The sequence below is a fragment of the Paenibacillus zeisoli genome (assembly GCF_003994465.1).
GTDB classification, from domain to species: Bacteria; Bacillota; Bacilli; order Paenibacillales; family Paenibacillaceae; genus Fontibacillus; species Fontibacillus zeisoli.
Genome location: NZ_RZNX01000004.1, coordinates 30740 through 55846, shown reverse-complemented (window position 1 = coordinate 55846; position 25107 = coordinate 30740). Strand labels below are relative to the sequence as shown.

The following is a 25107-nucleotide window of genomic DNA, read 5'->3' as shown; positions in this document are numbered from 1 at the left end:
CCCTCTCCACTTGTGAGGACTGCCGACTCTTGCACGATTTTCCAAAAATAAAAGCGTCCAACGGTCGGCACGACCTTACACATGTATTATCATCAAGCGAGCAGTTCCAGAATTGATTTTATCGGCGATCTATACGGACTCATCCTTGTAGGATAATGATACTAGGGAACCGAATATATCAGTTCATAAACTCTGCCGAAACCGTCTCGCATCCGTTGAATACTGCAAATTTTTGAAAACAATTGTCTAAGGCTATCCGCAATTGCTTTGTTGGCTTTACGCCGTTCTCATACCATATGTTTTTAACAACGAGCGTCCCGGTTTTTCGCTCCGCGATGACCTCAGCTCGTCCGATGAAGCTTTCTCCATATAATAAAGGAAGCACATAATAGCCGAATTTCCGCTTGAGTGCAGGCGTGTAAATCTCCCAGGTGTAATCAAATCCAAACAATTGATTGATCAGCTTTCTGTCCCACATCAAGTTATCTAGTGGGGCTATCAGCTCGCAGCGCGATTCCGGCTCCGGATTTTGCTGGACGACTTCAATAAGGGGCAAATCCTCCACGCGGCAGTACAGGATATCCTTCATTTGCTCCACGGCCACAGCAACAATGCGAGCCTCGTGCAGCAACTGGCGGAAGGCCTCGTTACGCTGCTCCGCCTTCAATCCCCATATGTTCAGCCAGGCATCAGATGCACGGTTCCACAGTAGTCCAACAGCACCAATCCGGCGCAATACCCGCCACTTATGATGCTCAAGATCGCTCTCCAGTGGATCGGGCGCATTTATCAAGTTTGGGTGTATGTACTTCTCAGCGATATCGTAATATTTACGCGTTCCTTTTTTGTGATGGATGATCAACTCGCCTGTCGAGTACATCTGCTCCAGCACCGACCGGGATACATTGTTCCCGCCGCTCCAGTGAATGGCAGATCTCCAAGCGAAATTCCCATCCAATTTAAGATCATCCGAACTAATCGCACCGTGATTTTGGATGTGGGTTCGTACTTGCTCTGTCAACGCCTCCATTTCAGGATAGCGCTTGGAATGCTGCCGGGCAGCTTGCCTGTATCGGTCAAAATAAGGCCAGTCCAGTGCAGGGATAATAGCCAGATTCTTGTCGGGATAATCGATCAGGAATCTATCTTTATACAACAACTCACCCAGCATGTTCTTAGTAAATCCTTTGATTCGCGACTGCAGCACCAGTTCGGCGCTCTTTCCGCACACATCTATGGGATCATATTGAATACAGCCGACCTGCCGTACAAAATCCAATATGCCCTGTTTTCCAATAAATTGATATTCGCCCAACAGCCCGTGCTTCAATAACAGAAACTGGCGTGCCTGGCGGTTCGTCAATTGGATCATATATGTATCGACTCCTTAACGAAACAAACGAGTTCCGCTTGCGCATGATGATGGATGGCGAGTTTGCTTATCTCCATAAAGCTACTATTGCTCCTCGCCATACTGGCGGTAGCCATTTGGGGGCTTTATTAGTTCTCCTCTTTACTAATGCCTAAAGCTGCTCTTTTTCAGTGATTTCAACCACACCTTCCCCCTATCCGTAGAACGCGCCAAAACAAACACATGTTCCCTTGTTATTTTACCATTATCTAGTGAGTAAACAAGAGTGAAAAATAATAGTTATCGTGGTTAGCTATTAATCAAAAACTAGTTGCCTTAAGCATTTAAAGCCTGTAGGGTCAATATTCTAAAAATCATTGAGAAACAATTTGAGGATAGAATTGATGTATCAAAAGCCAAAAAGTTTGTTTAACATGTAAATACTATCCTTTTGATAGGAAAAACTAAAACAAATAGCAATTTAAGGGGGTCATCATGAAGAAAAAATTAATGAAGAAATTAGGGGTACCTTGGTTATATCACAATAATGTTTTGCAAAATGCAATTCGTCTGAACCGCAAGAATAAGCGTAATAAGGACTGTTACATTTTTACGCTATGAGTTCATTCCAATAGGAGCAAAGGATTGTGAAACCTTATGCAAAGAATATTGGGATGATGAAATCCAAACAAGCGAGTATGCATATGCCACACATTGGTTAATAACCCTATGTTGTTATGACCACAATATCCCACGCATTCTAATCATTCCTGCTGATAGTGATGGTAATAGTCCAAGCATTTCCCCTGTTCAAATGACTATCCTTCTTTGAATTCTGTGCTACATGCTTTTAATCAATACGTGGTAGCCATGTGTAACGACGAATATTGGAAATGAACATAGAGTAAGCATGGAATTTATTAAAAGGAAAGCATAACTAGAAAAACCCCATCAGACGAAATAATTGAGATTATTAAAGGTGATTTGTTAAGTACATTGTTGAAGATTAACTTTCGTTGATTGAACTATCACTAAATATAAGTATAATATTGAAAAAGTTATACATAAAGTAAATCCCTCTGCATCATTCGTTTGCAAAGGGACTTTCCCACAGTTACTTTTCCGTATTTTTGTTCCCGCTCCAGACTAACAGCGAACAGCATTCCACATGTGTGCGATGAGTATTAGTGACAAATCGTGATGAGGCAGTAATCGCTCGCTTTTTCCACTAAAAAAGGGATACTGCCTTTACCTAATATCCATGATTTCCTTTAATTTCGAGATTATCATTTGTTTTCTCGACTCATAAAATTGCTCAAAGTTATCAAGTTCAAGTGAAACGTTAGGTATATAATTTAACGACTTATAATTTGGATTGGTTGTGACCTCTTTTTCCACCCAATCTTTAAACTGACTTTTGTTCTTTGTTTCATTTTCCAGCCCTTCTAGTAATTGCAAATTTGGAATAGTATCTTTCTTTTCTATCCATTTTCTCCAACTAGATTCAGGCTTCTTAAGCTGTTTAAGTTTTGTTTGAGTAAATGAACTTGCCGGATGTAAGTGATCTTGATGGAATTTAATTTGACCTAACTTTAAATGGGGATATAACAAAGAAAGTACCATAAATGTGTATGCACCTTTTTTGTAATCAAATAAATTCTCAATGTCATCTACTGTGAATTGCAAACTTTTCTCCCCAGGTAATTTCATTAGCCTTAATGCCGTGAGTGGGAAGTTTTCAGATTTTAATTTATATGTACCGCTGTCAATAACTCTCATTCCACTCCGAATTGCTTCAAGAACCTGATCTCCCTTACCTCCATAGATGAACTTAAGGAGACTAGTTATTAAATAATGTTTTATATTCTTTTTGTCTTCGTTTTCCAACTTTCCACCTTTAAAGATATAATATGAAATAGGAATAATAGCATTTTTGGATGTTAGGCTTTCTTGACTAAAACCAAACTCAACCAATAATTCTATCGTTCTTTTTATTGCATTTTTAATCCCTTCCCAATTATCCTTTACTTTTTGGACATTCTCACGTTTAAAATTCTTTACATTAAATAAGACTGGGGAATCCGTTAAAAATAGACAGGCTCTCATAATAAAGTCATTGTCGAAATCAAATTTATCGCCTTTATTATTTATTTGTTTGAGCAACTGCTCTATTTCCTCACGTGCTTGCTCCCAACTAGCAACAATTGTTGAAAATAAGAGGTCACTCTTTGATAGAACTGTACCTCCACTGTTAACCCTTGTAAATATGTCCAAGACATCGTCTAATTCCTGTGCTTTCACCTCGAAATAATTAATAACTTTATCTTGTGTAATTCTTTGCCATAACAAAGTTAAATTTTCAATTGCAATAGTACTGGATAAAAGATTATTTTTATTCGCAAACTTTATATAGCCATTCGCATCGTTCCAATTTAGAGATTCTTTCACTGCTAACCAGAAATGAGTTGAATCATTTAACTTAGATTCTGCTTCAGTTAAAAATTTAAACTCGTACGTGTTCGCATCCTCATCCCGCGGCTTATTTTTATAAAGCACATTTAAATATAGCTGCCTTTTAGGAAATGCATCATCATTGTCCCATCTAGCTTTAGGCTTTTTATATGCATAACTTCCTTGTAAAGCAAGGTAAAGTGAACTTAATCTTTGTTGGCCATCTAATACACCAATAATCCATTCCTTCATTTCAGGTTTCGGGGCCATGTCATTATGATACCTGTCGCGCTCGTGATAATCCTGAATAAACTTATAAAAGATATAGTCATTAGTCTTAGATTTTTCAACTTTCCAAAAAAGAAATGTGCCAATGGGATAGCCTAACATGATTGAATCAAATAACTTTTCAATCTGTTCATAAGTCCACACAAATTTCCTCTGAATAGCGGGTAAGTAGATTTCATTGTTACCTATTTGTCTTACTACTTCATTTATTGCTGTAGCTGTATAACTCATTTAATATTCTTCCCTTCCTAACATCTTTTTGCAAAAGAATTCTTAAAGCATTTATTCATACTTACTTCTTCCATCTTTCAGATATTTCATCGAAGTTGACATTTTGCCACACTTTTTTCCACTCTTGTAGGTAATCAATATCATTGGAAGATGGTTCAGGCTCACATCTATCCATAAGAACTAATGATGGCATAATAATTGCATCACCGATTATGATAGCTTCTCCTTCTCGTAGTGTAGGAAGTGCGTCCGTCAATGGCCCTAAATTGTCTGGTAATAATCGACGCACATAGTTTTGATCATCCGGGTTAGTTAGTCTCATTGATACAAAATTATTGCACTGCGAAAAAATTGATTCGGATATTTCAGAAGGTCTTTGACTAACTATCATTGCTGTTACCCCATATTTCCTACCTTCTTTGGCAATTCGTTCGATAGATAGTCTAGATGAATTAAACTTAGCTGCTTGATTTTTGGGGACATATTTATGTGCCTCTTCGTAAACAAGCAACAAAGGGGTGAGCGATTTATTCGATGACTTCATGTTCTTTTTATAATAATAACCGTATTCGAACATAAGTCTTGAAATTAACGAAACTGTTATACTTAATACTTCAAAAGGAACTCCACTTAAATCGATAATGGTAACATTCGCTTTTTCAGTTCCTTTATATGCCAAAATATGGGTTAGTGTATCTTCGAAAGTTACTTTATTTACTTTTCCACCAAGTAGGAAACCCAACCTCTTATCTGATAATTTACTTCTGAGCCTTGATATGAATTTCTCTAATGTCCCATCATTATAAGTTCCTTTATTTATTGACTGAGGTTTTATTTCCTCGAATTCGAATTCCTTTTCAAAATAAAAATCGAATTTTTCTTCGTCACTTACAAACTCTTTTGCATCATTTTTAATACAGATAGATTTTGGATTTTTCGCATTTCTTGTTTCTTTACTTAGATTGACAATACAATTTGCTACTTCTTCTATTGAAAATTGAACGGGAGTATCGAACATTACCTTGTCTGATCCAGATTTAATTTGTTTGTTTCTTGTAATGAGTCTTCTTAAAATTGAAGCTTGATTGTATGCTTGATTTTCTCCTGATTCCACCAGTAATTCCTCTAATTCTTCACCATTCATTAACCAATATGGTAAATTCAAATTGTCTACATCAATATAGTTAGCATTGGGAAAGGCCTGTTTATATTCTGAATGAATATCAAAAATGATAATATGAGAATTATTTAACCCATCGTATTTCCCTTCTTTTGCTACTGTCACTTCTTGAATTATTTTTGCCACAGTATGTGATTTTCCTGACCCTGTAGAACCGACAACCGCAATATGTTTGTTGAAAAACTTATCACCATTTATAGGGACTTTAATTGAGGTATCTTGAACTAAGGAAGAAAAACAAAATTTTCTTTTATCTTCAATAGCATGATAAATATTTTGAATTTCATCTTTCTTTGCTGGTTCAACACTGGTAGGAGGTATGGCAATATTATTACCGCCACGAATAAATTTTTTATCACTACCTAAAAAACCAATTGGTACAGCTTCAAGAATATATTGGCTTCTATTATCTTCAGTTTTTTCAATCGCAAAATTTTCTATGATACAAATTAATGCACAGTCCTCGCTATCGGACACTCTTAGATATGAACCTACGGAAAAACTATCTGCATTTTCTTTAAATGCTTCAATATCTGTTACTTGAATTTTTATTTTATTAGGTAACACACAAACTACTTTCGCAATTTCCTCTTTAGTTATTATAGATGACATGTAGTAATGCCCCCTTGGCTACAATATTTTCAATATTTGTTCTGTTTCCTTAATCTGAATATGTATTTTTTTATATTCAGTTTCGATCTCGTGTAAGGTACCTATGAAAAAATGATAATACTCCTTAAATCCGACAGTCATACAGACTTCTTCTATTTGCTTCTCATCAATTATTTTAACAACTACCTGATTTTCCTTTGTTGACTGCCTAACTAGATAATCTAATCTAAATTTATCTCCATTAAAGCAAGTCCCATCATTAAATGTAATTCCTAAATCTATTAAATCTTGTTTTATCCGATTGTATTGAACTGTGGATATCTTTCTTAAGCAAATATATGGGGCAGGGGATTTCTCAAATTTGAAGTATTTGGAGATGATCTTCCCTATTATTTGATAAATATCGACTATATTTATTTTCGAATCAATATCTATGATAAATAACCTTTCAACATTACGTAAATTTATAGTTTTAAGAGTGAAAAACTTTTTTTTAAGAAGAGACTCATACTTTACATTTTCGAGATATTTGGAATACGAAAGATAAAATATTGTTTTATCTGTCATGCTTATGTATTCATCTAAATCGGACTTTTTGAGATATCTTTGATTTCTTTGTTTTATGGCAAGTTGAAATAATCGTGTTCTAATAATTGAATGGTAGTATATAGCTGAGTTTTTATCTGGCAAAGTATAGTTATCTCTAATTAATTCAATCAAGGTTGAAAATTGTTCCTCGTAATCGTTTGAAAACTCCAAGATAAAATTCTCAATGAACTTCTCTTTAACTTTCAAAGGATAATCGCTTTTTTTAGCACCGAGTACTTGATCTAGCTCAACATTATTTAATGTCTTTTGACAAGCCTCCACATTTTTAAAATGGCAATATAAGATGAACTTCTTTGTTTGGTCTTTTGAAAATAAATCTATGAGTTGTAAAATAGGCTTTTTAATCTTACTGTTAAAGAACTCTTGTGTTTCTTTATGCTTTATTTGGATTACGTAGTCTTCAAAATCTATATCCTGTGTTTGTTCAAATTTTATTTCAGAATCAGGATTTTTTAGGATTTCTATTATCGTTTTGTCATATTGATATAGGAATCCCTTAACAGCATAATAGCCACCATCTTCTTGGATTAACTTTGTTGGTGAAGTCTGCATTTTTCTCGCCCCTGTATATGAACTATTAGCTTAACTATATCACGTAGCTGCACTCGATTGTATAAATTTGTAACAAAGGCGTTCTTTGTGTAAATTGATTAAGATAAAAGTGAACCTAGGTATGTATGAGCTGTACGCACAAAAAACTTTCATTAAATTTATTATTAGGGAAATTAGGGGAAAACTCCTTTTTAGAACTTAACAATGACTTACTCTGCACTGGGGTAGGTTCAATAAATCATATTAAAGCCCTGTAAGACATAATAATAGAGCCAACTAATCTAGATGACTCATCGAAACATTCCTTATAAAGCTCCTCAATGGCTCTGAGACTGCTTCTTTGTTGTTTCTTATTTCCTCCGATTTAGTTCATGGTAAAGTGACCCCTTGCTTCCGCCTGTCATTTCTACTATTTGTGTTACCGTAAATTTTCTGCTCTCGTGTAGCTTGATTGCTTTGTCTAACTTCTTCTTTTCAGTCATGGGACGAGCCCCTTGCGTTCACGCGCTATAGCTGCTTCAAGCCCCGCTATTCCTCACCAACAAAGCCACCGACTCCACATGCACCGTATGCGGATTGCGCAGCGGCTCCGATTGAGTCTGTTATAGTCGGCTGAAGCCTTGATTTTACTGGATTTTGATGTTCGTATTGTGTTCTATACGGGTCGTTTTGGGTGGTTGGGGATACAGTTTATCACCAATTTGTCCCCAACTTTCAACGATTTAACACCAATCAAGCAGCTATTATTTATGAATAGTTCATTGAGAGACCTCTTACAGACGTTCACTATCAATGCAAGGTTGCTATATCTCGACGCGCGCAACTAAGACAAGCCCGAAAAAGTTATCTCTTTCTAATTCAACCAAACTCAACCGTTGCATTCTATAAATCATATATTTTGATCTCGCTCTAACAATATCCTTTTAACCAAATGCGCCTCTTTGCCTTCTGGTAGTGGATAAAAGAATGACTGCATTTCTTGAGGTAAACTTTCTGCTGTATATCCCCTGGCTTTCCATATTACAAAGTCCTGAATATTAGACAGAAAATAAGAAAAAGCCAAACTATCGCACATATCATAAAGACTATAATGTGGGGAATCGATAGTTTGTGGGTTTTGACCTGTTTTCCATAATTTTAGAAAATAACGTTCTCCTAACGAAATATGATTTACGCAGGAAGAAAGTGCTGGAGGTATGATTTGATTCCAGTGATCCTTCCTTAAAAGTGACGCGAAATCGTATCTTTCCAAATGGCTTATGAACGTATTGACTCTATTCGCACTATTAAAAGAAAAAATCCCATTGAAAATTAACAAATCTGAACCACCTGAAATAATGGAACCATTTCTATTTGCTTTTTCAATTATTGAACATAACTCATTGGGCTCAATATTCGATTTTACTTCTACTATACCAATAACATTTTCTGGTGTTGCTACAACAAAATCGCCTTCCGAAAATAGAACAGGAAATGAATTATCATAAATAATAATATCGATTTGTGATGTAATTTCAGTTTTATTTCTCACAAATCCTGTACCAACAGAAAGATTCTTCGGTAACACCCGCTTAAGATAATTCATCAATATGATCTCTTTATAACGGCCTTCCTCACCCCAATGAACATCATCTATGAGGTATCTTACCCTTTTTTCATATGCCTTAAATTCCGCTGCAACTGATTTTTGGTAATCTAAATAATTAGGCAATTGAATCACCTCAACTTGTAGCAATTTGTAAATGGTAATCTAAATTCCTTAGTGTCTTTTGAAAGAAAATGTGTCCAGGGAGTCTATTTATGACGACCTTATTTTAGACCAGAAAAAATAATACTCTTAATCTTTGGATAGAACATATAACAAATGCTCCTGACGTTATGTAGTCACGGAGCATTATAACAATTATGTTAGCTTAAATAATCAAGTGCCTTCCTACTGAATCATCTAATTTTTTTTGTTTGAAGTAATTGAAATGAGTCCATCCCTTTATGACGCTAGAGATATTTAACCCGTTTATTGTTAGCACGTTGGATACATCAACAATGATGTCGGAAAAAGATGTGATGTTGCCAGCTAGTCCAAAATATTTTCTTTGAGTGGAGGAATTTTCAAAACTCGCTAAAGTTTTTATGAAGCTACGTTGTGAAGTTAATTGCTCTAAACCATTCATAAGACCATATACAATATGTTTCAAATCACCTTGCTTTATTAAACTTTTCCACTTTCCCAGCAGTATCTAATTTTCCAGCAATCCAAACTTCAACATTACGTTGGAATGTTATAGAACGTTGAAAGTCTGAATCAATTTTTATTGGTTTTCTAATCATGTTGGTCTACCCTTTCTTAAATTAAGCCTTAGTGAAATGGCTTCCCCGACAATTTCTGAACAACTTCACAAAACTTCTCCCACTCAGGCGGATAGGCATTGCTGCCATTTATGTGAATACTTTTTTCGGACAACTGAATCTCCAAACTCCACTGCGTTCCATCAAGAATATGAGGATCGATGTATTCTTTATCCCAACTCAAAATGCTACATTCCCTTAGCCCATTTCGAATCAGTGTTATTCCTTCAGCCTCCATATTCAAGATGATCGGAGGTTCAAAATACTCGCCTTCAGTGTTCCAAGAAATGTGTCCATTCACTAAGTCAGCTTCAAACTTGTAACTCGATCCAAAGTATCCGCCTATAGAAACTGATTCAATAGCTACAACTCCAATCCATTCAAAAAATCACGCAATGCAACAATCTCTTCCTTGGACAATGTGACACCTTTGTCCATCTTCTCAAGATCTTCTAACCAGTCACGAATATCATACTTAGCTTCTTTATCGTTCCAGCTTATACTTCTCAGTTCCTTTGTCCAACCCTTTGAAGATTCCGACAATCTGCCGTGTATTTGAGTTACTTATATTTGAATTCTGCCATTTCTCCACATTGTACTTTCTATTTTAGATTTATTAAATCTTTCCACCTACTCCCTTGAACTTGTCTACAAAGGCAGATATTTTCTGAAAAACGCTCTGTTTTTTTGTTAAATACTGAGGATTGAGAGGACTCATTTTAGGAAGAACCTCATTAAGCTCCGTTCCATTTTCACTGGCATATTCTCTTTTTAATGAAGTCAAAATGTATCTTTTTGCAGCATCTTCATTCAGATTTTCAGTACTAATCAATTCTTCTGCTTCACGCATTTGCTCAGTTTGAGCAAATGCGAAAAAGGCTTCAATAATACTTGCTTTATCTTGAATACTATCTAAATCAGCTTGGTTAATAAAATCAACTACCAAGCTTTCTTTTGCACGGTTTCCTACACTAGAACGAATTAATCGGCGAACCTCTTCAACCAAGAATGCTTTATCTTTAACCTTTTTGTTATGCTCAAAAATAAGTTCAAGAATGTAATCTAAGTTGATCTCTTGGGATTTTAGGAGATCTACCTCAAAGACAACATCATCCCAATCAATAGAGGAATTATCTTTTCCTTTTCCAGCTTTTTCACGACGAAGCCAATCACGAATATCATTATATGAAGAACGATAATCTTGAACAGCTCTTTCTTCTAATACTTGAATCTCTTGCATAACAGCTATATCTTCATCCGTTACATAGTGAGTAGACTTAAAATCTTCTAAAGCTTTAGGGTCAGTCATATCTATTGTTTGTAAAGCTTTTAAACCTGTAAATTCATCATAGTTCTGCAGGATATTCTCAACACGCAAATACTCACCAAAGAGCTTGGCAAACTCTTTTTTATCTTTTTCAGTAACAATATCATCAACATTAGGAAAACGCTCTTGTAGCTCTTTTACCACGTATATATACCCACGACGAGCCTCGCCTGTTGCTATATCAGTAAATCCTTCCATATACTCTTTAAAGCTTTTTTCGAGCACCACATTTCTAATGTACTTATTTTTATTTCCAAAACGAGTAATAGCGTCTATGGTTGCTTGTTCTAAATCTCTAAAAGTAACAATATTCCCAAAAGTTTTGGTGGAATCATAAATACGATTTGTTCTCGAATAAGCTTGCATTAAACCATGATACCTAAGATTTTTATCAACAAATAAAGTATTTAATGTAGGTGCATCAAAACCAGTTAAAAACATTCCAACAACAATTAACAAATCAATCTCTTTGTCTTTTACTCGTTTAGCAAGGTCACGATAATAATTTTGAAACTCTTTACTTTCTACGCCAAAGTTGGTTTTAAACAACGCATTGTAGTCTTTAATGGCTGAACTTAAAAACTCCTTTGCACTACTGTCCATTGCTAAAGGTTCAAAAGTTTCATCAATAATTTCACCTATCGCAGTTTGCTCTTCATTTGCAGCAAAGGAGAAGATTGTAGCAATCTTAAGGGGGTTATTGCTTCCTTGTTGTAATTTATTTAATGATTCATAGTAGAGTTTCGCTGCATCGACACTGCTCACAGCAAACATGGCATTAAATCCTTTTCCATTCGCATTTAGACGATGAGTTTTTACTCTGAAATTATTAAGAATATATTGAGAAATTTCTTTGATGCGTTCAGGATGCAGTAGTGCTTCTTTATTTTCTGCTGTCGATAGCTTTTTCTCGTCCTGTTCTTTTTCGATCGTTTTGAACTTGGGACGTACATCGTTATAATCTACTTTGAACTTTAAAACCTTTTCATCTCTAATGGCATCCGTAATGACATAAGAGTGTACCTCTCGACCAAAGACAGAAGCAGTCGTTTCAGAACCTAACGCATTCTCCGGGAAAATAGGTGTGCCTGTAAATCCAAATTGATAGAACTTCTTAAACTTTTTTTTGATTTTTTTTTGAGCTTCACCAAATTGCGAACGGTGAGCTTCATCAAAAATGAATACCACTTGCTTATTATATATAGGTAACTCTGTTTCGCTTTTCATTAGGTTATTAAGTTTTTGAATCGTCGTCACAATAATTTTATTATCATCTTTTTTGATGTTACGCTTTAATCCTGCGGTACTTTCAGAACCATTAACACTATCAGGAGAAAAACGCTGATACTCTTTCATCGTCTGAAAATCCAGGTCCTTCCGATCTACAACAAAAAAAACTTTATCAATAAAATCCAGTTCAGTAGCCAAGCGAGCTGCTTTAAAACTCGTAAGCGTTTTTCCCGAACCTGTTGTATGCCAAATATATCCACCGCTTCCAATGGTACTCCATTTTTTTGCTTGATATGCACTTTTAATTTTCCATAATATTCTTTCTACTGCAGCAATTTGATAAGGTCGCATAACCAGCAGGTTGTCGCTCACATCAAATACAGAATATTTCAGTAATACATTCAATAACGTATCTTTTTGAAAATATGTAGCTGTAAAATCTTTTAAATCTTTAATTAAAATATTATCCGCATTGGCCCAATTCATACTGAAGTCAAAACTATTCTTATCCCGTTTCGTCGTATTTGCAAAATAACGGCTATCTGTACCATTAGAGATTACAAAAATCTGTACATATTTAAACAGGGAGTTTTCTGAATTGAAACTCTCTTTACTATATCGATGAACCTGATTAAAGGCTTCCCGAATCGCAACCCCACGCTTTTTGAGCTCCACTTGTACTAAGGGTAAACCATTGACTAAGATGGTCACATCATATCGATTCACATGCGTTCCTTTTTGTTCAAATTGCGAGATGACCTGTACTTTATTGTGAGCCATATTGTACTTATCTACAAGGTAGATGTTCTGAATATGCCCATCATCAAAGACAAAGTCATATATATAATCGTCATGAATTTTACGGGTTTTATCAACGTGGTTGTCACTCGGTTTATCTAAATACTGTTCACAAAATCTAAGCCATTCGGCATCTGAAAATTGCGTTTTATTAAGGTCTTGGATCTGCACACGAATATTCGCAAGCATCTGTTCAGGAGAGGTCAAATCAGGCAGAAAATCATAGCCTTGGTTGACTAAATCTTGAATCAATTCTCGTTCTAAGTTGGCTTCCGTCTGATAGCTGGCCCCTTGTTCGGCTATCTTGCTGTATTTATCTAAAACGATGTAGTTGTTTGATTCTGCTATGGTTTTGTACTCGCTCATTCATTTCCCCCCTTAATAAACTTTTTAAACCTATATATTTCATTGATTTCATTCATAAGATGTCTTATAACATTCTTGTCATCGTTTGTGAGCTCAACAATTTCTTCACCTGAATGTTTTGAATGACTAGATAAGTTTAGAATCCTTTTTACATATGCATCCCGAGTTCCTTTAACAGGTAACAACAATTCTGCCCAATCAGAATACCCTAAAAAAGTGGCGGTTTTTTCTAAAATATTTCGAAAAAAGTTAAAATGATATTTATATACTTGATCAGTTTCAATAGCTTTTTCGATTTCATTTATTAGGAAAAGATGATAAGAAAATGGCGAATCCTTAAGCCGATCAATTAGTTCGTAAGTACCCTCTTCTTTCTTTTCTAGTCTATACCATTTAAAATGTCTATGACTGTTGTAACCTGTACTTCTATCAGAATTACTTAATTCATTGAACAACACGTTATAAAAAAGAGGATTATGCGTGGTAATAATGAACTTAAGGTCTGTTAATGCAGATAACTTTATTAATCCTGCTAGATTTACTGCTAATTCAATCAGGTGGTTATCGTCTAATGAAGTCACTGGATCATCTATAAATACATATTCCAGTTGATCAAATTGATTTGTTTCTCTATCAGTTGGTTCAGCTACATTTAATACTTCAATAACTTGTTCAATTAGAGAATAAAAAACAGACCATACAAAGTTACTCTCTTCTCCTTTAGAAATTTTAATGTTATTGGAACGTTTATCATGACCACGTTCATATGAAAAGGTGATTTCTGTAAAAGATCCTACAGTTACATCATTATCGTTTTTATCTTTAATCGAATATTCTTCGTTGAAATGCGGCGTCAATTTATCGTCAGTATAATGCTGAAAGATTGAAATAATATTCCTGTCCTGTCCCTGCTCTTCAAAAATCCATCTTGTAAAAGAATTAGGACGGATTAAAAGTTTTGGTTTAGCATCATTTTCTATGTCGTTATCCCAATAGAACAAATCTTCCGTAAATGCATTGTAATAAAGAAGTTTTTTAACGATTACTTCTGATTCCTCTAACTCCGTATCACCATCTACTTTCGGTACCAATAACGATTTGAATTCACGCGAAAGCCTAGTTTTACCAGTTCCATTAAAAGCATATATTAATTGAACTTTTTTATTATTATCTACTAACTGCTGGGCAATTACATTTAAACTCTTCCCCATACTATTATTCTACCTCACTTCTTGGAAATGAAAGCAGCATATCACGATAGTATTCGTATTGTTTCTGACGCAATTCTATTTCACGTGACAACCCTACCGTAATTGAGGATGTCAACGCGTTGAATTTGTCTAAAATAGATACTATACGCTCTTGTTCCGCAAGTGTAGGAAAAGGTAACTGCAAGCTATCGAAAGTTGAAAGATTAATATTTTCTTGTGCACTACCAGTGCTTTTTGATTGCAATTTCGCTTTATAAGAAGTCAAAAGATATTCAACATAGCTTGAAATTGTTTTATGGGGATCAGCAACAAAACCTATAACACTATCTGGAAAGCAAGAATCAAAATCAAGAATGGCAGTTTCAGCAATATTTGCAGCTATCGTTATACAAAGTGTCCCTTTGGGCCACAACTTACTTTGCTCCAGTCCAAACTTACTATAAGTTTGTCTGAACTCTCTAATGATATGTGAAGCGTTTCTAATATCACCTGTTTGAATGAACGGGATGGTTCCACCATATAACTTAGAGTCATTTCTTGGACGGTGTTTTGATTTTCCGCGTCCAAATTCAAGAGCAACTTCCCCTAACGTCTTCCACTCAACTTCACCCTCGTCTAAAGTCAACAACTTATCTCGATAGTATTCATATTGCTTTTTGCGAGATCTAAGCTCTACTGTAAGCTCTGCTATAAGCTCTGCTGTAAGCTCTGTGAAGGCATCCAAAACACGGACGATTTCTTCTTGTACTTTTAGAGGGGGGATGGGGACGGGGATTCTCTCCATTTGGTGACTCATAAGCTTTGGGTTACCCATTCCTTTATAAACATGTTTTTTTGCTTCTATAGAAAGCCAATGAAACAAGAATTTATAATTTAATTCTGAGCTGTTCCTCAATTTGATTAAGCCACTTACATTTGTTATTGAAAATTTACCTGTTCTATAAAATACTGTACCTGCATTTGCCCCATCGGTTGTCCAATTTACATATTCACCATCAAAATCATATGTATTGATACTTCCAATATTCCCATTATTTGCAGTTTGAGAACTAAAAACAGGGTAATTACCTATATTCTCTATAAGATACTGCTTTGACATTACTCGACCACGTTTTAAATCAGCTATATTACCCAATGCCTTCCATTCAACTTCAACCCCATCAAGTAATTTGTCCATATAATTCGGCTTAATCATGATTCAACCACCTCAATAATATCATCAATTTCAGCACGAAGTTGATCTATCTTTGCTACAGTCGTTTTTATCTCTGCATTCAGCTCATTTATATCAATGACTTCCCTTGTGTTTTTTGGTTCTACATAAGTGCTGACAGAAAGATTGTAATCCTTTTGAACGATTGCATCGTAATCAACGGATTTCGCAACATGATCAACCTCTTCTTTGCTATCAAAGATTTTCATTATTTGCTCAATATGTTCATCTGTAAGTATGTTATTATTGGTTGCTTTTTTATAGAAATCTACTCCACTTGCATCAATAAATTGAGTTTTAGTATCGGCTTTATGTTTAGAGAGGACCAAGATATTAACTGCAATTGAAGTCCCGTAAAAAAGGTTAGGTGCTAATGAAATAACCGTTTCAACAAAGTTATTATCAATAAGATATTTTCTAATTTTTTGCTCTGCACCTCCACGGTAAAAAATACCAGGGAAACAAACGATAGAAGCACGACCTTTACTTGAAAGATAATTAAGCGTATGAAGCACAAAGGCAAAATCAGCTTTAGATTTTGGGGCTAATACTCCTGCAGGAGCAAATCTTTCATCATTAATAAGTGTCGGGTCATCACTACCACTCCAATTTATGGAGTATGGCGGATTAGATACAATCGCATCAAAAGGCTTTTCATCACCAAATTGTGGGTTTAAAAGCGTATTTCCAAAAGCAATATTAAACTTATCGTAATTTATGTTGTGTAAAAACATATTCATACGAGCAAGGTTATAAGTTGTATGGTTGATCTCCTGTCCATAAAAACCATCTTCAATAATATGAGCATCAAACTGTTTTTTTGCTTGTAATAGCAATGAACCTGAACCAGCTGCCGGGTCATAAATCTTATTAATCGTTGTTAGCTTATGTATGGCTAATTGCGCAATAAGCTTAGACACAGACTGCGGTGTGAAGAATTCCCCTCCGGATTTACCTGCATTGGCAGCATAATTAGAGATCAAATACTCATAGGCATCACCAAAAAGGTCAATTTGACTATCTTCAAAACCTTTAAAATTAAGCCCTTCAACTCCTTTAATGACAGCAGCTAGACGACTGTTTTTATCCTTTACAGTATTTCCTAATCTATTGCTTGTCGTGTCAAAATCAGCAAATAATCCTTTAATGTCTAGTTCAGATGGATAACCATTTGCTGAATTTTCGATAGCAGAAAATATAGCAGCTAGATCAGTATTCAAACTTTCATTTGTGTTGGCGGTTTTCGCAATATTAGAAAACAGCTGACTCGGATATATGAAATAACCTTTTGTTTTAATGGCATCCTCTTTGATTTCTTTCGTAATAATATCATCAGGAAGGTCTGCATACTTGATACTTTCGTCTCCAGCTTCAATATAGTTAGAAAAGTTTTCGCTTATGAAACGATAAAAAAGCGTTCCTAAAACATATTGTTTAAAATCCCATCCATCTACTGAACCACGGACATCATTGGCTATCTTCCAGATTTGAGATTGTAATTCGGCACGTTGTGCTGCACTTGACATTTGTATACCTCCAATATTTCTTCTTATACATAGATATAGAAGCACTTCTAAATAGGTTTGATGTTTTCCTTCCACCTTTAGTTTCTTGCCATTATTGTTATCTCTTATAAAATTCCGTTTCGTAAACATCTTCCCGATATATCCTTACCACACACTCCACATGCACCGTATGCGGAAACATATCCACCGGCTGCACCTCCACCGTTCGGTACCCGCCGTCTTCCAGCACCCTCAAATCCCTTGCCAAGGTGGACGGATTACAGCTCACATACACCACCCGCTCCGGCTTCATCGCCAGGATTGTTTCCAGCAGCTGCGGATCGCAGCCTTTGCGCGGGGGATCGACCACGATTACATCCGCCTCAATCCCCTGCTCTTTCCAGCGAGGGATCACTACCTCAGATGCTCCCACCTCAAATTTTACATTGCGCATGCCGTTAAGTTCCGCATTGATGCGTGCATCCTCAATCGCTTCTTTCACGATCTCGACCCCGTACACCTGATCCGCATGCTGCGCGAGGAACAGCGAAATGGTCCCGATGCCGCAGTAGGCATCGATTACGGTCTCTTTGCCTGTGAGACCGGCATACTCCACGGTCTTTCCGTACAGCACCTCAGTCTGTACCGGGTTCACCTGGTAGAACGATCTAGCCGAGATAGCGAACTGCACATCTCCAATGTAATCGTAGATCACATCGCGTCCCCAGAGGGTACGGGTTTCGTCACCAAAAATAACGTTAGTCTGCTTCGTGTTCACATTCTGGCAGATGCTTGCGACATGTGGGATCTGCTCCCGAATACTGCCAATCCAAGCATCGGCGTGCGGAATGTCCCGCCCGTTGGTGACAAGAACAAGCATCATTTCGCCCGTACGGAATGCCTTCTTCACCACGACATGGCGGAGCAGGCCACGGCCTGTCTCTTCGTTATAAGCGCTTATCCCGAGGCTGCTGCCGATCTCTTTGACACGGTTCACTACATCATCGTTGTGCTCATGCTGGATTAGGCACGTCTCCATATCGACGATACGGTGGCTGCCCTTGGAGTAAAAGCCTCCCACTAGAGCACCATCCAACACGCCGACAGGCACTTGTGCCTTGTTGCGGTAACGCCATGGGTCGGTCATGCCTAGCGTAGGCAGAACGACAATTCCTTCATCGAGTTCACCAACACGATTACCTGCTGTGCTGCCAAGGGCTTCGTCCACCTGGGTTTCCCCAGCAGCAGAGCCTGCCCCGCTGCCACTCCCGCTCACCCGCAGCTTCCCGATCCGCTCCAGCGCATCGACCACATGCTGGCGCTTCCAGGCCAGCTGGCCTTCGTAGCTGAGGTGCTGCAGCTGGCAGCCGCCGCACTTTTCGTAGATCGCGCAAGGCGCGGCAACGCGGTCCGCGCTGGCCCGTACGACGTCAAGCAGCTTGGCATAGCCATACTGCTTCTTCGTCTTAAGCACCTTGACCCGCGATTTCTCGCCGGGTAGGGCTCCAGGGACGAACAAGGTGTAGCCTTCCGCACGACCTACGCCTTCACCGTCATGGTTCATCCCGATGATCTCGATGTCGAGCTCATCGTTCTTCGCTACCGGCAGGCCGGCAATGTCAGCCGATAACACTGCTGAGCCTCGTCCTTGCTCAGATCTGCCTCTCCCCCCGGCCGCACCTTCTCGCCTGCTTCTGCTTCCATTGTCAGATTTTCCGCCCCGCTGCTTGTTCATCCCGCTTGTTCACTTCTTTCTCATAGGTTGAAATCTATATCATCTATATCAGCCCGGTAAAACGAAAGAAAGAACAACCATCCCGCTGCCGCCAAGGCCAGCTAAGAGGCGTTCTCTTCTATCCCGGTCATTTCATTCATCTATCATGATTAACAATCAATTAGTCCTTAGATAAAGAAAGCTAATTTCCCTCATACTTTGTGAATCCTTTAAGTCCTTCACCTACCGCAGTGAGACACACCACGCCAATCAAGCAAAAATCCGCATATGCTGCGGCAGCATCTCGAACACGCCCGGCAGCTCTCCCCCGAGCTCGCCGTCCAGGTTCAGCTGCACCAGGCTGGCCGGTGAGGTCACTTCCATCCGGTTCGTCTTGAAATAGACGACGTGCGGATCATTGAAGTGCTCGCCGCGCAGCGCGAGCGTCAGCAGACGCAGGAACTCGCCAAGGTTGCACTTCTTGACGGCAATGACGTCGAACAAGCCGTCGTCAATCACCGCGCCCGGCGCGAGCTTCTCGAACCCGCCAACGGAGTTGCTGTTGGCGATCAGGAAGAGCATGAACTCGCCGTGCATTTGCGGCTGGCCCTCAGCCTTGATGACGAGCTCGGTCGGAGACAGGCTGGCCACCTTCTCGATGCCCTTCATGTAGTAGGCCAGCTGGCCGATGCGCGTCTTCAGACGGCTCGGCACTTCGTAAGTCAGCTCCGTCAGGGAGCCTCCGCCCGCAATGTTCACGAAGTGGCGGCCGTTCACCCGGCCGATATCGATGTATCTGGTCTTGTTCTCAATGACCAGGTCACAGTATTCCTCCCAGCGCTTGGAGATGCCCATCGCGCGGGCGAAGTCGTTGGTCGTCCCGAGCGGGAACACACCAAGCGGCGGCAGGTTCTCCCTGCCGGCCATGCCGTTCACGACCTCATTGAGGGTACCGTCTCCGCCGGCCGCGATAATGATGTCGTACCCGCGCTCCACGGCATCGCCAGCTTCGCGGGTTGCATCCCCTTCGCCTTCCGTGGCGAAGCAGGAGGTCTCAATTCCTGCGCGGTCCAGCCGGTGCAGCACATCAGGTAACAGGCGACGCATTTCCTCCCGTCCCGAGGACGGGTTATAGATCAGCCTTGCTTTCTTCATATATTGTAACGCCACCCGTTTATGATAATGTCAATGATTTCATTATAGTCAATATTTGCCTGTTAATCCAGTCGGTCAAGAGCGGATGCGGCAGCAGCGCCTCCCCGGTATAACGACATTCCAGCCCCTCTAACCGGGCCCTAATCGTTGTCTTCGTGAAATATCCCGCACTGAGGAACAGCGGCGCTACAAGCACATCCATTCCCCGCTCCTCATGCCAGTACCTTACCTTGTCCGCTACACTCTCCGGATTCAGCAGGGCATAGTCAGCATGCTTCACCCCGCCGATCTCGCCTACATGCTTAGCGAGCGCACTGATTCCTCGCTCCCAGCGCTGGCGGAAGCCGTCATGGACGCTCCCATGGCCAACCAGGAGCACTACCTCCTGCTCAGGCTTCACAGATTGGGACTTGATCTTGTCCCAGACCATGCGCGCTACCAGCGGATCATCATCGATCGGCTCCCCGAAATGAACACGGCTCTGAACCCGGAAAGGCTCAAGATCCGTCTCCTTGTCGGGGGCTGCCTTAACACCCATCGCATAAGAAATTTCATCTATATGTGTACTTCCGGACGAGACAAATAACGGAATCACGATCAGGTCCGTTACTCCGGCCTCCTCCAGAAGATCAATGCCGTCTTGAATTAATCTTCCCTCTACAACCTCAAGAAACGAAGCCGCAACCGGCATTTCTGCCGGCAGTTCAAGCTTCGCTACAGATTCATCCACGAGCCGCACCCAGGCGGCGTCGCGAGAGCCGTGACTTATTACAAGCACTCCACGCTTCATAAGACTTAACGTCCCAGGCGTTCCAGCGACATTTTATACCCATCATTACCGTAGTTCAAACATCTCTTCACACGGGAAATAGTCGCCGTACTTGCGCCGGTCTCCGCTTCAATCTGATTATAAGTGCATCCCTTGCCAAGCATACGGGCTACTTCCAAGCGCTGCGACAGCGACTGAATCTCGTTCACCGTACACAAGTCATCGAAGAACACATAACATTCCTCGATATTCTTGAGTGTAAGTATTGCTTCGAATAATTGATCGATACTTTTATCATTCAACTTCTTAAGCTGCACTGATTTATCATCCCCTACTGTTACTGTAACCCCATTGTACTTTGCGGGCGTATCCTTTTCAAGCATTAACGGTTTATCGCGCTGCAGAGGCGGCTGCCCAAATCCGCATTTGTCCCCTACATCCGGGACATTCGTCTATACCTTATGTTCGCCCAGCTCATACATTGTTAGTAAGATTTGTGAAAAAACAATAAAGGAATGTGATCTCCATGCCACATTATCAATATTCACAGAGGAGTGTTACCCCGCCCGGTTACCCTTACAGTCCCCACTATCCGGGGCTTAGCCCTTACGAAGCACCCATCCCGTTCGAGACGTCGGCCCTCGTCCCCTATGGCTCTCCGGTGCAGAGTGCAGCACCTACGGTTGTGACCCCCGCCGCTTCGGCCGCGAAGAGCGGCGGACTCTCCATCCCCAAGCTCGGCGACCTTAAAGGGATCATCGACCGAATGGGCGGTATAGACGGGGTTGTGGCAACGATGGGTCAAGTCCAGAAGGTGATGCAGGGCATCCAGCAGTTCGCCCCGATGGCGAAGCTGGTCATGGGAGGCCTGCTCCCAGGCGGCAAAGGCAAGACGAACTCGGCCACTAAGCTTGATGAATTCAGGCCGAAGAAACGCTCTTCCAAGAATTCAAAGTCCGGCACCAGGAAGAAAAAGTCCTCGTCTAGCTCCCGTTCTTCCCTGAAGAAGAAGCCTGTCAAGAAGAAGACCCGCCGATAAGTAAGAATCGGCGGGCTTCCTGCCTTCCTGAATATACAGTAGAGAACCTACCTGCAATATACTCAGCTTATTATTTATTTGAACCAGCCGCGCTTTTGGAACCAGAGAATCATACCGGCACTTAAGGCCAGCATAACCCCAATCACAACGAAATAACCATATTTCGAATTCAGCTCGGGCATGTTGATAAAGTTCATTCCATAAATGCCGGCGATCAGCGTTAGAGGCATGAAGATCGTAGTAATCACGGTCAGAGTCTTCATAATGCCGTTCATCCGGTTGGAGTTAAGGGAGATGTAGGAGTCCCTCAGGTCAGCCGTCATCTCCCGATCGGCTTCGATCATGTCGGTCAGCTTGAGCAGATGATCGTAGATATCGGTAAAATAAGCTTTCTGCTCCCGCTCGCCCTGAACATGCTCGGAATTGACCATCCGGTACATCAGATCCCTCATCGGGACGATCGTCCTCCTAAGCTTAAGCAGCCGGCTGCGAAGGTCGAACACCTGGTTCATCAGGTCTTCAACAGACTCGCGGCCTCCCTTGCTCTCCAGCTCATCCAGCTCATCTTCGATCGCGAAGACGCAGGGGAAGTACAGATCGACCAGCTCATCGATGACCAGATAGGCAGCTGCCATGGGTCCTCTGGCCCATATTTTCCGGTTATGTGCCCGCTGTTTGACCTTGGTCCATGCCCCTTTAACCTCCTGCAGATCCTTATGGTGGTAGGTTACCAGGCTTCGTTGTCCAATGAAGAGGTCCAGTTCCGTTGTATCCAGCGTATCTGCGTCCAGAGCATGGACAACCAGAAACTCCATATTCTCGTAGTAATCCATCTTTGGTCTTTGCAGCACATGGAGACAATCTTCAATTGCCAGCGGGTGGAAATGAAAGAAGGTCTCGAGCAGCGCGGATTCCTCCTTGGTCGGCTCACTGAAGTCGGTCCACACCCACGCATATTTCGGATTATCCAACTGCTCCAGCGGGATATCCTCCTCGACCTCATGTTCATGTGTAATGCCAAGTGTACGTATCATGGTACGTTTCCCCTTTACTTGTTGTGCATATTCCGCTGGCAGAGCGGCTTAGATGCTGTCCCCCGTGACCTTAGAGCACGCAAAAAGCCAACTTCATCAGTTGGCTCTCTTTGTACATTCGTGCTGTAGTGCGGACTGAAACGGTATTCAGTCCGATTCGATTTTAGACAAACAGCTTGACGATCAATCCTGCCAGGATAGCAGAGATCGGTATCGTAATTACCCATGAGACGACGATTGTACCTGCTACGCTCCATTTCACCGCGGAGAACCGCTTGGCTGAGCCAACGCCGAGAATGGCGGAAGTAATGGCATGCGTAGTACTTGCCGGCAGACTGAGCCAGGTTGCGCCGAAGAGCACGGTTGCTGAAGATATATCTGCGGCGAAGCCGTTAATCGGCTCGATCTTGAAGATCTTCGTACCCATCGTCTTAATGATCTTCCAGCCGCCAATTGAGGTGCCCAGTGCCATCGCCGTAGCTGCAGCAATTTTCACCCACAACGGCACATCCATCGTACTTTGATACTTCGCTGTCACGAGCGCGAAAGTGATAATCCCCATCGCCTTCTGTGCATCGTTCGTTCCGTGTGTAAAGGACTGCAGGGCAGCAGTAACAATCTGCATCGTACGGAAGCCTTTATTCACGGTATGCGGGCTCCGTTTGGCGAAGATCCATTTCAGTATAGTCATCACAACAAATCCGAGAGCAAAAGCGATCAGCGGTGACAAAATAAGTCCTTCGATAATCGTACTGAATCCGCTCCAGTTGACCTTGTCATGTCCAGCTCCAATGTATACGGCCCCTGCCAAAGCCCCAATCAGGGCATGGGAAGACGAAGACGGAATCCCGAACCACCAGGTAACCAGATTCCAGATAATCGCCGCAATCAGCGTTGCAATCAGAATTTCAAGACCGTTGCTGAGCTCAGCCGGATTGGCGACCTTGCCTCCAATGGTTTTCGCTACACCCGTGAACACCAGCGCCCCTGCAAAGTTCATCACAGCCGCCATCAGAATCGCAGTCCTTGGCTTGAGTGCACGTGTGGACACAGAGGTAGCTATAGCATTCGCCGTATCATGGAAACCATTAATGAAGTCGAAAGCGAGTGCCAAAATGATGACAATTAGCATTACAATAAACATTGTATCCATGGTTATATCATTGCACAGAGGCTGCTATTATCCAGCTGGTACCAGGGTTAATTGTGATCCTGAACCCATCCGGATAGACATGAGGTTCCGCGCAATTCCAACCTCCTCCACCTGTTCTTATTAGGAATTGCGCATGATGATCGACTCCAGCATATTCGCTACATGCTCGCAGGCATCTGTGGTCGTCTCCAGGCGTTCATATATTTCTTTTTTCTTGATTAGCTCAATCGGGTCAGTTACTTTCACGAACAGCTCCTTGATCGCAATGCGAAGCAGTTCATCCCCTTGGTTCTCGAGATCGTTCAGACGAATCGTGTGTTCACGGATCGCCAGCAGCTTCTTCTGGGACAGCAGGCGGATCGCCTTCTGGATCTCATAAGCAGAATTGCGGAGAATTTCAGCAAATTTCACAATATGCTCATCCGGCTCATCCAAATGGTACATATAGAAGCGTGAAGCCGTAGCTTCAAGGCCATCCAGCACATCATCCAGCGTTGTCGTCAGGTTCATAATGTCGTCCCGTTCGATCGGCGTAATGAATGTTTTGTTCAGTTCGATAATAATCGTGTGCGTGTAGTTGTCACATTGATTCTCGAACGCCTTCATTTCTTTGGCAAAAGCTTCTACATCATTAAAGTTAGACACTTTCTCGGCAAAATAGTCTGCCGCCTGTACGACCGCTTCGGCCATATTCTCTAAAGTTTGGAAAAAGATATCCTTCTTTTTCACCCGCATGTGAAGTCCCCTTTTCAAAAAGTCTGCCGGACCACAGCGTGAACCGGACGCCTGTCCAAAGTCCCACTGTATGTCACCATAAGATAACCTTTGTTATCTTACCATATCTATCTATCCGATTGTAAAGTAAATGTAATATTTACAGCAAACATTTTTCTCACATCATTTATATGTTTTGCCCCATTTTTTCCACGGTCATCCTTACTTAACCTATATCTTACAGAAAAGCTTAACCCGT

19 protein-coding genes are annotated in these 25107 nt (G+C 40.5%); 1 reads left to right on the top strand and 18 read right to left on the bottom strand.

Annotation, left to right across the window (positions count from 1 at the left end; all coding sequences use genetic code 11):
- Window positions 1-178: 178 nt before the first annotated feature.
- From EJP77_RS11660 to EJP77_RS11595, 15 genes are all read right to left on the bottom strand, one after another.
- Complete coding sequence (locus tag EJP77_RS11660) at window positions 179-1372, bottom strand: winged helix-turn-helix domain-containing protein (RefSeq protein ID WP_127199421.1); 1194 nt, start codon at window positions 1370-1372, stop codon at window positions 179-181.
- Between the two features lie 1227 nt (window positions 1373-2599).
- The gene (locus tag EJP77_RS11655) at window positions 2600-4321 is read right to left on the bottom strand and encodes a DUF262 domain-containing protein (RefSeq protein WP_127199420.1); all 1722 of its coding nucleotides are present in this window, start codon (window positions 4319-4321) and stop codon (window positions 2600-2602) included.
- 61 nt (window positions 4322-4382) lie between these two features.
- Window positions 4383-6113, bottom strand: coding sequence for an anti-phage-associated helicase HerA (gene herA / locus EJP77_RS11650; RefSeq protein WP_185897320.1), 1731 nt, complete (start codon window positions 6111-6113; stop codon window positions 4383-4385).
- Between the two features lie 18 nt (window positions 6114-6131).
- Window positions 6132-7274: a hypothetical protein gene (locus EJP77_RS11645; RefSeq protein ID WP_127199419.1), complete on the bottom strand. Its 1143-nt coding sequence runs from the start codon at window positions 7272-7274 to the stop codon at window positions 6132-6134.
- Window positions 7275-8163: 889 nt separating this feature from the next.
- Entirely contained in the window at window positions 8164-8985 is an 822-nt protein-coding gene (locus tag EJP77_RS11640; protein ID WP_127199418.1) for a DUF6602 domain-containing protein, read from the bottom strand.
- A gap of 485 nt (window positions 8986-9470) precedes the next feature.
- Complete coding sequence (locus tag EJP77_RS21000) at window positions 9471-9602, bottom strand: hypothetical protein (protein ID WP_281278492.1); 132 nt, start codon at window positions 9600-9602, stop codon at window positions 9471-9473.
- Window positions 9603-9983: 381 nt separating this feature from the next.
- Window positions 9984-10163 (bottom strand): YdbC family protein, encoded by a 180-nt coding sequence (locus EJP77_RS11635; protein ID WP_342773007.1) that lies wholly within the window; start codon window positions 10161-10163, stop codon window positions 9984-9986.
- Between the two features lie 73 nt (window positions 10164-10236).
- Window positions 10237-13341 (bottom strand): type I restriction endonuclease subunit R, encoded by a 3105-nt coding sequence (locus EJP77_RS11630; protein WP_127199417.1) that lies wholly within the window; start codon window positions 13339-13341, stop codon window positions 10237-10239.
- Window positions 13338-14552: an AAA family ATPase gene (locus EJP77_RS11625; protein WP_127199416.1), complete on the bottom strand. Its 1215-nt coding sequence runs from the start codon at window positions 14550-14552 to the stop codon at window positions 13338-13340. Before EJP77_RS11625 ends, EJP77_RS11630 begins: the two co-directional genes overlap by 4 nt.
- A 4-nt stretch (window positions 14553-14556) precedes the next feature.
- On the bottom strand, window positions 14557-15747 hold the full coding sequence (locus tag EJP77_RS11620; protein WP_127199415.1) for a restriction endonuclease subunit S: 1191 nt from the start codon (window positions 15745-15747) through the stop codon (window positions 14557-14559).
- Window positions 15744-17291, bottom strand: coding sequence for a type I restriction-modification system subunit M (locus tag EJP77_RS11615; protein WP_127199414.1), 1548 nt, complete (start codon window positions 17289-17291; stop codon window positions 15744-15746). The genes EJP77_RS11620 and EJP77_RS11615 overlap by 4 nt, the downstream gene beginning before the upstream one ends.
- A 97-nt stretch (window positions 17292-17388) precedes the next feature.
- Window positions 17389-19005, bottom strand: coding sequence for a 23S rRNA (uracil(1939)-C(5))-methyltransferase RlmD (gene rlmD / locus EJP77_RS11610; protein WP_127199413.1), 1617 nt, complete (start codon window positions 19003-19005; stop codon window positions 17389-17391).
- Between the two features lie 249 nt (window positions 19006-19254).
- A complete protein-coding gene (locus tag EJP77_RS11605) occupies window positions 19255-20139 on the bottom strand; it encodes a diacylglycerol kinase (protein ID WP_127199412.1) in 885 nt (294 codons plus the stop codon).
- A gap of 19 nt (window positions 20140-20158) precedes the next feature.
- Window positions 20159-20929 carry a sirohydrochlorin chelatase gene (locus EJP77_RS11600; RefSeq protein ID WP_127199411.1) on the bottom strand — a complete coding sequence of 257 codons (771 nt, stop codon included), beginning with the start codon at window positions 20927-20929 and terminating at the stop codon, window positions 20159-20161.
- A 5-nt stretch (window positions 20930-20934) separates the two neighbouring features.
- The gene (locus EJP77_RS11595) at window positions 20935-21225 is read right to left on the bottom strand and encodes a YerC/YecD family TrpR-related protein (protein ID WP_127199410.1); all 291 of its coding nucleotides are present in this window, start codon (window positions 21223-21225) and stop codon (window positions 20935-20937) included.
- Between the two features lie 209 nt (window positions 21226-21434).
- Between EJP77_RS11595 and EJP77_RS11590 the strand changes: the two genes are divergently transcribed.
- On the top strand, window positions 21435-21947 hold the full coding sequence (locus tag EJP77_RS11590; RefSeq protein ID WP_127199409.1) for a hypothetical protein: 513 nt from the start codon (window positions 21435-21437) through the stop codon (window positions 21945-21947).
- A 74-nt stretch (window positions 21948-22021) separates the two neighbouring features.
- On the opposite strand, the gene corA is transcribed toward EJP77_RS11590, so the two are convergent.
- From corA to EJP77_RS11575, 3 genes are all read right to left on the bottom strand, one after another.
- Window positions 22022-22981, bottom strand: coding sequence for a magnesium/cobalt transporter CorA (corA, locus tag EJP77_RS11585; RefSeq protein WP_127199408.1), 960 nt, complete (start codon window positions 22979-22981; stop codon window positions 22022-22024).
- A 163-nt stretch (window positions 22982-23144) separates the two neighbouring features.
- Window positions 23145-24134 (bottom strand): inorganic phosphate transporter, encoded by a 990-nt coding sequence (locus tag EJP77_RS11580; protein WP_127199407.1) that lies wholly within the window; start codon window positions 24132-24134, stop codon window positions 23145-23147.
- 120 nt (window positions 24135-24254) lie between these two features.
- Window positions 24255-24869 carry a DUF47 domain-containing protein gene (locus tag EJP77_RS11575; RefSeq protein ID WP_127199406.1) on the bottom strand — a complete coding sequence of 205 codons (615 nt, stop codon included), beginning with the start codon at window positions 24867-24869 and terminating at the stop codon, window positions 24255-24257.
- Window positions 24870-25107 lie beyond the last annotated feature (238 nt).

Excerpts from the sequence above, each read along its gene's own strand:
- EJP77_RS11660 (WP_127199421.1), bottom strand. The coding sequence starts at position 1,372 with ATGATCCAATTGACGAACCGCCAGGCACGCCAGTTTCTGTTATTGAAG.
- EJP77_RS11655 (WP_127199420.1), bottom strand. The coding sequence starts at position 4,321 with ATGAGTTATACAGCTACAGCAATAAATGAAGTAGTAAGACAAATAGGT.
- herA (WP_185897320.1), bottom strand. The coding sequence starts at position 6,113 with ATGTCATCTATAATAACTAAAGAGGAAATTGCGAAAGTAGTTTGTGTG.
- EJP77_RS11645 (WP_127199419.1), bottom strand. The coding sequence starts at position 7,274 with ATGCAGACTTCACCAACAAAGTTAATCCAAGAAGATGGTGGCTATTAT.
- EJP77_RS21000 (WP_281278492.1), bottom strand. The coding sequence starts at position 9,602 with ATGATTAGAAAACCAATAAAAATTGATTCAGACTTTCAACGTTCTATA.
- EJP77_RS11630 (WP_127199417.1), bottom strand. The coding sequence starts at position 13,341 with ATGAGCGAGTACAAAACCATAGCAGAATCAAACAACTACATCGTTTTA.
- EJP77_RS11625 (WP_127199416.1), bottom strand. The coding sequence starts at position 14,552 with ATGGGGAAGAGTTTAAATGTAATTGCCCAGCAGTTAGTAGATAATAAT.
- EJP77_RS11620 (WP_127199415.1), bottom strand. The coding sequence starts at position 15,747 with ATGATTAAGCCGAATTATATGGACAAATTACTTGATGGGGTTGAAGTT.
- EJP77_RS11615 (WP_127199414.1), bottom strand. The coding sequence starts at position 17,291 with ATGTCAAGTGCAGCACAACGTGCCGAATTACAATCTCAAATCTGGAAG.
- rlmD (WP_127199413.1), bottom strand. The coding sequence starts at position 19,005 with ATGAACAAGCAGCGGGGCGGAAAATCTGACAATGGAAGCAGAAGCAGG.
- EJP77_RS11605 (WP_127199412.1), bottom strand. The coding sequence starts at position 20,139 with ATGAAGAAAGCAAGGCTGATCTATAACCCGTCCTCGGGACGGGAGGAA.
- EJP77_RS11600 (WP_127199411.1), bottom strand. The coding sequence starts at position 20,929 with ATGAAGCGTGGAGTGCTTGTAATAAGTCACGGCTCTCGCGACGCCGCC.
- EJP77_RS11590 (WP_127199409.1), top strand. The coding sequence starts at position 21,435 with ATGCCACATTATCAATATTCACAGAGGAGTGTTACCCCGCCCGGTTAC.
- corA (WP_127199408.1), bottom strand. The coding sequence starts at position 22,981 with ATGATACGTACACTTGGCATTACACATGAACATGAGGTCGAGGAGGAT.
- EJP77_RS11580 (WP_127199407.1), bottom strand. The coding sequence starts at position 24,134 with ATGGATACAATGTTTATTGTAATGCTAATTGTCATCATTTTGGCACTC.
- EJP77_RS11575 (WP_127199406.1), bottom strand. The coding sequence starts at position 24,869 with ATGCGGGTGAAAAAGAAGGATATCTTTTTCCAAACTTTAGAGAATATG.